The sequence below is a fragment of the Paenibacillus sp. MBLB1832 genome (assembly GCF_032271945.1).
GTDB lineage: Bacteria > Bacillota > Bacilli > Paenibacillales > NBRC-103111 > Paenibacillus_E > Paenibacillus_E roseopurpureus.
In genome coordinates, this window is the sequence record NZ_CP130319.1 from 1,971,618 (window position 1) to 1,984,804 (window position 13,187).

The following is a 13,187-nucleotide window of genomic DNA, read 5'->3' on the forward strand; positions in this document are numbered from 1 at the left end:
AGAGAGGATGTTGTTCAACCCCAGGGTGAAAATCGTATGATGGGTGAATGGTGAGGCTGTACATCTGACAAAAATCAACCTCCATCTTTGTGTTTATCTATCCTTCGTTACCGTTGCGATAGGTACAATAATAGCGGGAGTTATCTTATTTTACGGGGAGGAAATTAGACACTATGATCTATAACAGCTGGAAGCACCAAAGTCGTATGTGTATGCTGCTTGCCCTAATGATGCTGGTCTCGCTGCTGACCGTTGCGATTCCAATCGCACCGCAAAAGGCGGAAGCGGCGGCTCTGCTGTATGGGGAAGATTTTGCCGATAATCTAGCAGAAGGCTGGTCGCAAAGCGAGGGGGTTGTTGTCGAGCAAGGGAGCCTGAGGGTGACGGAAACGTCTCAGTCCCGACTCAGCGTCTATGAATCCGTTTATTTCGGCGGAGACGAGCCCTATACGTACGCTGTAGATGTAAGCGCCGTCAAGCATGGCTCGAACTGGAACGCAGGACGAATTATTTGTAACTATAATGATGGAAGTTACTACGCGTTGCTAATTCCTTTCTACGATGGCGGAGGAGCAGGCGATTATGTGGAGCTGCAAAAAGTGACCGGCGGGAATGAAGTCTCCAGCATTCGCTCCAATGCGCGATATGCTTTTTATACCGGGAACGGCTCGCCTACCACCGTCCGCTTTCAAATAAGCTACAATCCTGTTGGGAGTAAAATAACTGTTGCAGCTACTCCGCAAGGCGGAACTTCGGTTGTCGTGTTCAGCGATGTTGAACTCAGTGATCAGCTAGGCGGCTACATTGGAATCGGTAATCGAAGCGGTGTAGGCAGCTTTGACAACATTACCGTGACCAGCAGTCCAACACCTGAGCTGACAGTTGGTGCGCCTACTTTACCGACGCCGACACCGACGCCGACACCGACACCGACGCCGACACCGACTCCGACGGAGCCGACAGTAACCAGCCCCCCTACTGCCGACACACTGATTAGCAACGCCAGCTTTGAAAGCAACGCAAGGCTGACTTACCCAGCGCAGGCGTGGATGGTTTGGGCTAACGCCGAGATTGGCAGCGATGCCAAGGCTGGCGCACATTCGCTGAAAATTACGGATGTCGGCAGCGGCGGTGCAGGACAATTCGTGTCGCTGGAGCCGAACAAGACATACAAATTAAGCTTTTGGGGGAAAATTACGTCCGGTGATGCCTGGGTTATTGTTAAGCTGAAGCGGAAAGATGTCGCTCAAACGTCAGATTTTCAAACGGTAACCGTCTCGGGCGGAAGCTACACTCACTATGAAACGACGTTCACGATGCCCGCCGATGCGGAGAACGGTGCGGACAATGCGGCTAAATCGCAGATCGGCATCTGGAAGAACGGTACGGCGGTTCTCACACTAGACGAATTCTCGCTGACGGAAATTCCGTCGACTTACCCGATCGTACCAGCGCCCACGGAGCCTGTTGGAGACGTGCCGACGATGGCTAACGGGAACTTCACGACCGCGGACAGCCGAATTCTCGACCCGCAAGGACATGAGTTTCTCATTAAGGGAGTGAACGTGAACGGTCCTCGCTGGCCGTGGTCACGCGATACGCTGCAGGATATGGATCTCATGACAGATACGTGGAAATTCAATACGGTGCGGGTCAACATGTTTCCGCGCTTGGCCAGGAACGGTGTGCCGAACAATAACGGCGATCTGGACAAGCTCGTGACGTGGTTTACGAAGAAAAAGGTAGTGGTCATTTTAGAAGACCATGATTTCACGGGACAATATCCGAAAGATACCGCGTTTCAAACGACGGAACAAGACGGTACCGTCAACTATTATCCGAGCATGACCGAATTGACCGACTATTGGAAGAGCTTGGCCGAGACGTACAAAGATAATCCTTACGTATGGTTTAATTTCTTGAACGAACCGGGGGTAGGCGGCCTTTCGAAGCAAGATTCAATCGAGCGCTGGAATACCGTCCACACACAGCTCATTCAAGCGGTACGCGCGCAGGGTGCAAACAACTTGATTATGCTGGACGAGCACAATTGGGGACAAGGGTACGGCTATAAGAATGGCGATGAGGACAGCGCGGTCATTCGCAAAGGGCCGGGGCTGACCTCGCAATTCGGCGGAATTGTATACGCCTTACATATGTATGGGGAATGGAATCAAGCTTCCGAGCGGCTAGCCCGTTATATCGATAAGATTCACAGCTTGAACCTGCCGATCATCATCGGAGAATTCGGCACGGAGGGGACTCCGGCGAACACCGGTGCTGTCAAATCGATGTTTGACGCTGCGGTATCCCGTCATGCAGGCCGAATGTTTTGGCATTGGGACGGCGAAGACCGATTTAACCTGACTACCGGAGGAGAAAAGTCGGGCGGCTGGCGAGTGAACCGGATCAATGGTGCGGAGCCTACGAATTTATCCTGGCAAGGCAAGTTGATTTGGGACGACACGCATGGGCTATACAACACGGATGGGATCGACCTAAGCCTTGAATCCATATCACTGCATTCCAGCTCGCCAGGTACTTCCAGCAGCAACATGCAGGCCGTTGCAGTCGTACGCAATTTGGGACGAGAAAATCTGCCGGAATCAACGGCGTTCACGGTAAAATTTTATGTTAACAACGCTCTAGTCTCCAGCAAAACATACACGGGTCCGATTCGATTCCTAGACGGCGCCAGCGTCGTGTCGGATGAGTGGGTCATGCAAGGTCAAACCGCTGCGGTTCGCGCTGTTCTGGCATATGCCCAAGATACGAAAGTGGCGAACAATGAGCAAACGGTGAGCTATTCCACGTCACAGCCGAGCTCAGGGGCAGACCTTGTCATCTCGGATATTGGCACTGGGACAGAGGCGGTTGCTTCCGGAAATTCATTAACCTTGACCGCAAAAGTAACGAATAGGGGCCTCACGGCGTATTCGGATAAGAATGTCCATGTCGGTTTCAAGGTGGACGGTATTCCTGCAGGGTGGTCCATCCAGCTCGCTTCTATTCCGGCGGGCGGGGAGATGACGGTGACCTCAGTGGTCCCTTACAAAGTGGAACAAGAACGCGATTTTGTGATCACTGCCGAATTAATCTCGAATGACGATGCGAATCCGGACAACAACACGAATTTCCGGCAAGTGACTTTGCAGAACGATTCGCCGAATGTGGTGATGAACGGAAGCTTCGAGAACGGCTTGACCGGTTGGAGCAATTGGACGAACTCCATCAGCGTCGATGAAACCAATGGGCAAGCAGGCCCGCACTCGCTCAAAGTCGGTCATACTGGCAGCAACGGTGACGGAGGCGGTCAAAGCGTCCAGCTGAAGCCGAATACGACGTATGTCCTCGGCGCCTGGGGGAAGAACACGGCTGCCGCACCAGCGGGTATGGAGACGGAAGTCGGAGTCAAATATACCGTTCCCGGTGTGAGCGAAGAAGTGCACCACCGGTTGTGGTTTGCAGAAGACAGCTACACGTACAAACAGATCACATTTACGACTCCAAATGAGCTGAGCGGAGGAACGTTTTTCATTTGGAAGAAAGCCGCAAATCCGGGGTATGATTTCTATGTTGACGATATCGTCTTGAAGGAAGTTCGCAGTCTGGTGGCGAACGGCAGCTTCGAGAACGGTTTGACTGGCTGGGGCAACTGGACGAATTCCAGCACGATCGTAACTGGAACGTCTCCCGTCGGGAATGCCGCCGTCCAAGTCGGTTTCACCGGGGGGAATGGTGACGGGCTGGGTCAGTCCGTAACGCTCAAGCCGAACACAACTTACGTGCTGGGTGTATGGGGTAAAAACGACGGTGATGCGGCGGCGGGACAAGAAACGGAAGTCGGGCTGAAATATCCGGTGCCGGGGCTGTCCGACGAAGTTCACCATCGGGTGAAGTTTACCGAGAAGGCATACACATACAAGCAGGTTGTATTTACGACGCCCGAGCAATTAGCGGGTAATGGAACGTTATTCATTTGGAAGCCAAAGAGTGAACCCGGCTTTCATTTCTACGCGGATGGTGTTGTCGTTACTGAACTGAAAAATGCCGTAACCAACCCCGATTTCGAGAATGGGTTGTCCGGCTGGAACCTGTGGACGCCTACCTTATCGGCGGTATCTGGGTCGGAGCAAGTCGCAAGCGGTGCGAAAGCGCTTCGAATCGGTACGGGGGGCAATCCCGAGGCAGGCGATGGCGGGGGAATGGATGTCGTTCTCAAGCCGAATACGACCTATTATTTGAGCGCGTGGGGCAAGCACGATCAAGCTATCGGTGCGGCGAATCCGACGGAGCTCGGCTTCCAATACATGGTCGCAGGCGTGAAGCGGCAGCATAAGCTCTCATTTACGGAAGGGCAGTATACATTCAAGCAGTTGGTGTTCACAACACCGGCTGAAATGTCGGCGCCGCAGTTTTTCATTTGGAAGGACGAAACGTCAGCGCCTAGCTTCTACGTGGACGACATCGTGCTTACGGAAGCGCCGAATGCCGCGATCCTCAATTCGGAAAGGCAGCTCGGAACAGAGCTCCCTCCTGTAGAAGAGACGCCTGGCGAGGATCCGCCTCCTGTAGAAGAGACGCCTGACGAGAGTCCGCAGGTCGAACCGCCGTTTCATGAACCGCTTCCAACCCCCGCACAGGCTTCGGTTAAAGTCGTGAAGCGTGCGGACGGCAGCGTGGGTATTATATCGTCCTTGCCTGGGAAAGCGGTGAAGGGAAGATCGAAACTGACGATTTCGTCCGACCTAATGGAGCAAGCGCTCGGGCAGCTTAGCGGCCAAGAGAAACGGTCGCACGTCTTTATTGAGCTCCCGAAAGCGGACGGTGCACGAGTGTATGAGGTGGAACTCCCGATTCAAGCGTTGCCTGCTGGCCAAACGGTGGTCATTCGCACGGAACTCGCTTCGCTAACGCTTAGTAGTGACCTGCTCCGCGATCAAACGACAACGGCAGATAGTGTAATCTCCCTCCAGGTCAAAGCCGTGCAGTCGGTGGAGCTCTCGCAGGAATTGTCGTCCCGGCTAGGCAACCGTCCTGTCGTGGATCTAGAGCTGGCAGTTGGCGGCCAGCGCTTGGAATGGAATAGACCCGGCGCTAAAGTTGAGGTGCACATTCCTTACAAGCCCAATGACAAAGAAATGCAGCAGAAGGAGAAGCTGACCGTATGGTTCATCGATGACGCCGGCAAGCCAGTTCCCGTACCGAACGCCTCTTATGAGGATGGCGTCATTCGTTTTAGCACGAGCCACTTTAGTCGTTATGCGGTCGCGTTTGTGGACAAGACCTTCACCGATCTAACTCAAGCCGAATGGGCACGACAAGACGTCGAGATTATGGCTGCCAAAGGCTTGATCGATGGGAGATCCGAAACAGCTTACGATCCCAGCGCCTCAATTACAAGAGCCGAGTTCGTACAGCTACTCGTCCGGGTGATGGAACTGGAAGGGACGGCGGAAGCAGATTTTGTAGACGTTAGCACTGGCGCTTATTATGCGCGCGCTGTCGGCTTAGCCAAAACCGCAGGTCTGATCGACGGGGTTGCGGCAAACCAGTTCGAGCCAGACGCGTTGATCAGTAGACAGGATATGATGGTCATCGCAGCGCGTGCTCTGCGCCTAGCCGGAGCGGCACCTGCCGTGCATGGAGAGATCGGTTTGCAGGCATTCGCCGATGCGGACCAAGTCGCCGACTACGCGAAGGTAAGCGCCGAGGCGCTCATTCGTGGCGGCTACCTAGAAGGGGATTCGCAAGGGCTCCATCCGGAACGATCGTTCAGCCGAGCGGAAGCCGCTGTGCTTCTCTACAGGCTGTACCGAAGTATTCAGTAAGCTGTCTCGGCTGAAGAGAAGACAAACGAACAAAATTACACTGTCGATCGGACAAAAACACCCCCACAGGCCACCCGTGCGATAGACAGGCATCCTACTTCAGTTGTACGATTTACACACCATGTTATACGAAGCTTCATGCTAAGATAAAGTTGTCAAGCAGCTCAACACTATAAATGAAAAGGGGCTAAAACCATGAAAAAAGTTATCATCAGCGCTTTCGCCTTGACGCTGACACTTTCGCTATCAGGATGCGCCAGCAAGGATTCAGGAAGCAGCAATACGACAAGCCCGGCACCGTCATCTTCCTCGACGCAAACGCCGGTCCAGAAAGGTCCTTTTGCTAAATATGACAAGACGGTTGAATTCACAGCCGTTATGGGCGTTAACCAAGACCCCAAGTTCCCTGCGGGTCAATCGTATGAGAACAACCCATTTCTGAACTTCGTCCAAGACACGCTGAATGTTAAGCAAAAGTTGCTGTGGACGGCTCCAACGGATGGCGAGCAATATTTCAAGAAGCTGAGCATATCGTTCGCGAGTGGTGATCTGCCGGACATTTTCTCCATCGATACAGACAAGGCTCCAGCTTTACTGAAGCAGCTCATTGATGCGGGCCAGATCGAGGATTTAACGCAAGTATACAAAGATTATGCTTCCGATGATGTCAAGAAAAACTTCGAACTCGGACAGAACAACGCCTTGAACAGCGCGACGTTCGGCGGCAAGCTGATGGCGATCCCGAACAGCAGCGATGCTGCGCAGACGAACGTCATCTGGGTTCGCCAAGATTGGCTCGACAAGCAAGGGTTGAAGCCGCCGCAAACACTCGATGATCTCAGAGCAATCGCCAAAGCGTTCGCAACCGGCGATCCGGACGGCAACGGCAAGAACGATACGGTTGGTCTGTCCGTAGCAGGAGTAAACTCATTAACGGCACCGTCCGGTTCGATGCACTCCTTGGATGTGATTTTCAACTACTTCAACGCATACCCGAGCATTTGGCTAAAAGATAAAGACGGTAAGCTCGTGTGGGGCGGCGTTCAGCCCGAAGTGAAAGACGCTTTGGCCGTTATGGCGGACATGTTCAAGAACAAAGAGCTTGACCCCGAATTCGGCGTTAAAGATAACGGCAAGACGACCGCTGATCTTGGCGCAGGTAAATCGGGTCTAGTCTTCCAGCCTTGGTGGGCACCGCTTTATCCGCTAGGCAACACGCTGCAAAATAACCCGAACGCGAACTGGAAAGCGTATAGTCTGCCAGGTAAGGACGGCAAGATACACGCAACCTTCGATAAGCTGGCGACGCAATACCTCGTAGTCAAGAAGGGGTTTAAGAATCCGGAGCTTGCTGTCAAGCTGGCTAACCTGTCGACCGCTATGAAGATGAACAAGTATCCCGACATTTCGAAGAAGCGCTTGGAAGATTACAGTGCGGCTTCCTCGAGCGCACAGTGGGGCTTCGTAGGCGGCGGAGCGCAAGTCATCGATCCGTTTACGGTAGAATCAACACAGAAGAAAATTACGGATGTTATTGGCGGCAAGCTGGACGTGTCCAAGCTGGACCAAGAAGAGAAGTCCATTTACGACAAAATCAAGAAGTTTGAGCCGAACGTCGGAAAACCGGTTGCGAAGGAGCTAGTCCCGGATTGGCAGCAACATGCGGCTTGGATGTACGGTCTTGCACCGACGACGAAAACGCCGACATCGATCATCTACAATGGATTTAACGGTACGACGGATTCCATGTCCAAGAACTGGACGTCGCTGCAGGACTTGACCAAAGAAAGTTATTTGAAAATTATTATGGGTCGCGAACCGATCAGCTACTTCGACACTTTTGTGAAGCGCTGGAACGAAATGGGCGGCGAAGCGATTACTAAAGAAGTACAGAACTATAAACAATAAGCGGCAGAACAAGGGGCGTCGAGTTTGGCTTGGCGCCCTTTGTCTATCCGAGGAGGGAAACGTATGGAAGCCGTCGTCGTTCGAAAATCCATGGACAGAAAAAAAACTATGCTGCGAACCAATACCTTTCATTATTTGCTGATGCTGGCTCCAGGCTTTATCGTCATTGCTCTTATTAATTTGTTGCCGATGTACGGGATTCTCATTGCATTTAAACATTTTAACGTAGGTCTTGGCGTGTGGAAGTCTCCTTGGACAGGATGGGAAAATTTCGATGCCGTCTTGCGCAATCCGTCCAGTTTCAAGGTGATAAAGAATACGCTTGTGATTGCGGTGATGAAAATTATTGCAGGTCAAATCGTACCACTTGCATTTGCTTTGCTGCTGAACGAAGTAAGGATTAGATCGTTCAAGCGGATAGTCCAAACCGTGGTCTATCTTCCCCATTTTTTATCTTGGGTTATTCTTGCCGGCATTATCCGCGATATGCTTTCGCTTGACGGTCTCATCAACAAGTTAGTGATCGCTCTCGGACTCCAGCCCATCATGTTTCTTGGCAGCAACACGTGGTTTCGGCCGATTATTATCCTTACCGATGTTTGGAAGGAATTCGGTTTTGCGGCCATCGTCTATCTCGCTGCGTTGACGGCGATCAATCCATCTCTCTATGAAGCAGGGGATATGGACGGGGCCACCCGCATGCAGAAGCTTCGTTTCATTACACTGCCGAGTCTATCCCCTACGATCGTTCTACTAGCTACCTTAAGCTTGCAAAATGTATTAAACGCTGGCTTCGACCAAGTGTTTAACTTGTACAACAATTTGGTCTACGATACAGGAGATATTATCGACACGTATGTGTACCGGATGGGTCTGGAAAATTTGCAATACGAAATCGGGACCGCTGTTGGCTTAATTAAATCCGTAATCAGTATGGCATTGATCATAATCGCCTATAAATTGGCTTCCAAATATGCAAACTATCGGATCTTTTGACAAGGAGGTTCAACCATGAGTACCGCAACCGCGCTTAGCCGCAAAAAAACGTCTACCGCCGACCTCGTCATTATAGGCGCCATGATCGTGATATCAGCCCTGTGCATGTTTCCGTTATTGCATAATTTAGCCGTCTCTTTTAGCTCGCAAGGGCCTGCCAATGCCGGTCTAGTCACGGTGTGGCCAGTCCAACCTACGCTGTCGTCCTATCTGGAAATTATCAAGGACGAGAAATTTTTTCAAGCGCTGTGGGTGTCGATCGAGCGGGTGTTCTTTGTAACAGTGCTCGCCTTTCTGCTTACCGTTCATATCGCTTTCCCTCTGTCACGGGACGCGAAACAGTTTCCCCTGCGAAGCGTCTTCGTATGGCTGCTCGTGTTCGTCATGATGTTTAACGGCGGACTGATTCCGTTCTACCTCGCGATGAAAAAGCTTCACTTAACGAACAGCTTCTGGGGGCTTGTAATACCGCTCGTCATCAACGTCTTCAACGTTATCCTGGTCATTAACTTCTTCCGGAATATCCCGAAGGAGCTGGACGAAAGCGCCAGTATCGACGGAGCGGGACCGTGGAAAGTGCTGTATGCCGTATACCTCCCGCTATCGGTGCCAGTGCTTGCGACTATTACCTTATTCAATATCGTGAACACGTGGAATGAATATTTTCTAGGATTGATTATGGTGCAGAATCAAGCGCAGATCCCTCTACAGACCTATATTCAACAAATTATCGTGCAGATCGACCCGACTCGTATCGCCAGCGGTGATACGGCGTATTTAGCGAACATCTCCAACAAGACACTGAACGCCGCTAAAATCATGGTTACGATGATTCCTATCATGCTCGTTTACCCGTTTCTGCAGCGCTATTTTATTAACGGCATCATGCTTGGCTCCGTCAAGGAGTAATGTGATATCCCTTTCCGATCTTGGGTAGCAGGCCTCTCCATAGACTGGGAAGGGATGCTTTTTATATCGAATAATGTCATAATAGGGACAGCATCGCCATTTAAACGAACGGTAGGGGATCAGCTTGGGTAAACTCTCCATAAGGCCGCCATACACACTTCGCAGCCGGTTCTTTTCCATTCTTATTGTGAGCGCCTTGATACCGCTCCTTCTGCTAGGTCTAACATCCTATTATACAATCTATATGCTTCTCGAGAACAAAGTGGAGCGGGGCATCCGCAACTCACTTGAGGTGGAAAGGTTGAACGTGGAGAACTTAATCAGTAATTTGGACTTCGCTTCCAAACAGCTGGTGTACGGTTCCATCGGCAGCAGAATTAATTCCTATCTTAGTTCCTCCAGTTACGATCAGTACGAATTTACCAAAAATATTACAGAATCGCTCGAAACAACAACGTATACGAACCCGCTGATCGGCACGATGTTTTATTATTTGCCAGCCACCGGTGAAGAATTGTTTAATTTTTTCCAGTTGAAGAACATCAACCCCCTGCAATTCGACGAGCTGGGCAGCGGTCAGGATGTCGCTTATTATGCTCCGCATCCGCCAATGAATGTGATCGAGACCAAGCCGCTCGTGCTCTCGATTACCAGAAAGTTGAAACTGTCCGATGGGGATAAGAAGAGAGAAGTTTATGCGTATTTGGAGACGACAGGGGCGGCATATCAAGGCGTCTTCCGCAACGAGCAATACGGATTTAACGCCGTTCGGGCACTGCTCAGCTCGGAGGGGAAGGTCGTATACTCCGAAAATATGAAGCTTCTTCCTGTGGGACTTACCTCGGACGAGCTGTCGGAGAAAATCGGAGACAGTCATTATATATTCAAGGATAAGGGCAAGCAAGGTTGGCAAATAGCCGTTTTCGTCAAGAAAAATGAAGTCAACGCCGAAATCAATCAGTGGATCGTCTCTTATAGCCTCATTGCCTTTTTTTCGTTGACGATCTCCTTAATTCTCGCTTATGCATTGTGGAGGACGATTTACAGGCCGCTCGTGAACGTCAAGCGCGAGATTCAGCTGCTGTCCAACAATCAGTGGGACAGTCCGGTCAAAAAGATGGGGATTAGGGAATTCGACGAATTGCTGAGCAATTTCATGAATATGAAGCTTCGGATCACCGATTTGCTGCAGGAAGTGCAGGAGAAGGAGAAGAAAAAGAAGCAACTGGAAATCGAGAAGCTGCTGTATCAGATCAATCCGCATTTTCTATATAACACGCTGAATACCATCCAGTGGTACGGCATGATGATCGGGCATAAGGAAATCGTCACGTTAGCCAAAGCGTTCTCACGGGTGCTGCATTACAACCTGGGCAAAGAAGGGACGATCGTGACGGTAAGTGCGGAAATCGAAGCGTTGAAAGATTACATTCAGCTTCAGCAGATTCGGTACAATTACAATTTCCAAATTGACATTGAGGCGCAGCCTGAAACGCTAACGAAAAATTTGCCCCGATTCATCTTGCAGCCACTTGTCGAGAATGCGCTGTATCACGCCTTTAAGGATGACGGAGGACGTATTCTCGTGCGCTGCGTGCTGCTGCCGGATGGTTTCCTGCAAGTGACGGTTGAAGATAACGGGCAAGGCATTTCCGAAGACAAGCTGCGAACGCTGTTTGAGGAGCAGTCGGATTCGTCCAAGCGGGGTATGGGGATTGGACTCAGCTTCGTCAACAACCAGTTAAAGTCCCACTACGGAGAGACTTATGGACTTCAGGTTACGAGTACGCTCGGCGAAGGCACCGTGATGATCATTCGGGTCCCTTCGGAAATTAAGGAGGAACAGAGCCATGATAGAAGCATTAATCGTCGATGATGAATATATTGTCCGCAAAGGTCTCGTGCACATGTTCCCGTGGGAGGAATTCGGCATCCGGATTGCCGGAGAAGCGCCCAACGGGGCCAAAGCTCTAGAATTCATGGAGAATCATACGATTCAGCTGTTGATCACCGACATTTCAATGCCGATTATGGACGGCTTCGAGCTAATCAAAGCGGTTAAGCCCCGCTACGAACATTTGGCCATTGTTGTGCTGACCTGCCATCAAGATTTTCACTATGTTCAAGATGCCCTGCGTTTGGGGGCGATTGACTATATCGTAAAGACAGAGCTAGAGAACGACACGCTGCATCAATCGATATCGCGATTCGTCATGCGGGTGAAGGAGCAGGCTGCAAATCGCAACGAAGTGGGGCCTGCTCAAGAGCCCGAAGTACCGATACATTCGGAATCTTGGGGCTTGTTGTTGACCCCTTTGCGTAAAGGGGCAGGGCTGAGCGAAGTACTGGCACTCACCCTAGAAAGCGCAGCGCCTCTTATGCTGCCAGATGGCGGATGCTTTATCCCGAGTCATGAACTGAAGCTAGGATATCGCGATAAGGAGCGAATTCTTGATCTGGTGGACGGCTCAAGCTGGGTAATCACAATTCTCCACAATCTGCGCCGTAATGCCGACAAATCTACACTGGATAAGCTGAACGATTACTGGAAAAATAAACTGTTCTACGAGTACACCTGCCATACGCCTGTGTATGAGGTCGATTGGCATTCGCTGAATGGCGAGCGCAAGCCATCTCCCGAAGCCAATCAGGCGCTGCATCAGCTGACTCAGCAGTGGAAATCATTCCTGTGGGTATATGACGACAATCTGTTTCGGCAGATGGTGCAGGACGTGAAGGAGCGCCAGTCGCCAGCTGCTGCCTGGAAAGAAGTTCTGCAGCAAACAGTCAGCTTGTGGAGGCACCTAGTTGCAATTGACGGCTCCGCCAACTGGCACGTGGAAACGAGCGCTTTGTATTATTGGGAGCAATGGGTTGATTGGCTCAGCCTTATACGTCCGAAGCTTCGCCGCCAGGAATTCTCGGATGAAGTGTGCATCAGCATCTTGCGAGCGATACATATGATACGGCAAGACATCCACCTTGGGATTAACCAGTCGGAGGTTGCTGCAAAGGTAAAAATTACCCGCAGCTACTTCAGTCACTGCTTTAAGCAATACGCAGGACAAACCTTCCAAGAGGTGATTAATGACATCCGAGTAGAGCGTGCGTGCGAGTTGCTGCTTAGTACCCAAGAGCCTGTGTATCGGATTGCCGAGCAAGTGGGCTTCGATGACGACAAATATTTCAGTAAATTTTTCAAGCAGCAGACGGGTATGCTCCCGAGTAATGTCCGAAAAGTTTAGAGCAGACTAGCAGTAGGCGATGGAAGTAGGGAGCAGGCATGAAACTAAAGTCTGCTCTACTTGTTCCCCCCTCAACAATATCACCTTACAGAACCTCGTTTTTCTCTACTTTTCTTAAAATAGTACAATACATCTTGAATTCGTATGCTAGATGACGCGCCGAAGTGACGCTTATAATACAGATGAGACGGAAGTGAAACCATGCGCTGTCTCGCATGCTCGGAGTGGTCAACATTGACTTTATGTGGAAAGTTATGGGGAGGAAGGAGCGTTGATAAGCGAGTTCACATTTCTATTT

6 protein-coding genes are annotated in these 13,187 nt (G+C 50.9%); all 6 read left to right on the forward strand.

The features are described 5' to 3' along the window. Window positions 1–173: 173 nt before the first annotated feature. The 6 genes from MJB10_RS08610 to MJB10_RS08635 all read left to right on the forward strand — a co-directional run bounded on the left by MJB10_RS08610 (window position 174) and on the right by MJB10_RS08635 (window position 12,889). On the forward strand, window positions 174–5,831 hold the full coding sequence (locus tag MJB10_RS08610; RefSeq protein WP_314803532.1) for a carbohydrate binding domain-containing protein: 5,658 nt from the start codon (window positions 174–176) through the stop codon (window positions 5,829–5,831). Between the two features lie 195 nt (window positions 5,832–6,026). Then, a complete protein-coding gene (locus MJB10_RS08615) occupies window positions 6,027–7,739 on the forward strand; it encodes an extracellular solute-binding protein (protein WP_314803535.1) in 1,713 nt (570 codons plus the stop codon). Window positions 7,740–7,802: 63 nt separating this feature from the next. Then, window positions 7,803–8,735, forward strand: coding sequence for an ABC transporter permease (locus MJB10_RS08620; protein ID WP_314803538.1), 933 nt, complete (start codon window positions 7,803–7,805; stop codon window positions 8,733–8,735). 15 nt (window positions 8,736–8,750) lie between these two features. Further along, window positions 8,751–9,644: a carbohydrate ABC transporter permease gene (locus MJB10_RS08625; protein WP_314803540.1), complete on the forward strand. Its 894-nt coding sequence runs from the start codon at window positions 8,751–8,753 to the stop codon at window positions 9,642–9,644. A gap of 187 nt (window positions 9,645–9,831) precedes the next feature. Further along, entirely contained in the window at window positions 9,832–11,520 is a 1,689-nt protein-coding gene (locus MJB10_RS08630; protein WP_314803541.1) for a sensor histidine kinase, read from the forward strand. Beyond that, a complete protein-coding gene (locus MJB10_RS08635; protein ID WP_314803544.1) occupies window positions 11,495–12,889 on the forward strand; it encodes a response regulator transcription factor in 1,395 nt (464 codons plus the stop codon). Before MJB10_RS08630 ends, MJB10_RS08635 begins: the two co-directional genes overlap by 26 nt. Window positions 12,890–13,187: the final 298 nt, after the last annotated feature.

Bases quoted from the DNA above. Each gene is read 5' to 3' on its own strand.
- MJB10_RS08615 (WP_314803535.1), top strand. From the start codon at position 6,027: ATGAAAAAAGTTATCATCAGCGCTTTCGCCTTGACGCTGACACTTTCG.
- MJB10_RS08635 (WP_314803544.1), top strand. From the start codon at position 11,495: ATGATAGAAGCATTAATCGTCGATGATGAATATATTGTCCGCAAAGGT.
- MJB10_RS08625 (WP_314803540.1), top strand. From the start codon at position 8,751: ATGAGTACCGCAACCGCGCTTAGCCGCAAAAAAACGTCTACCGCCGAC.
- MJB10_RS08620 (WP_314803538.1), top strand. From the start codon at position 7,803: ATGGAAGCCGTCGTCGTTCGAAAATCCATGGACAGAAAAAAAACTATG.
- MJB10_RS08610 (WP_314803532.1), top strand. From the start codon at position 174: ATGATCTATAACAGCTGGAAGCACCAAAGTCGTATGTGTATGCTGCTT.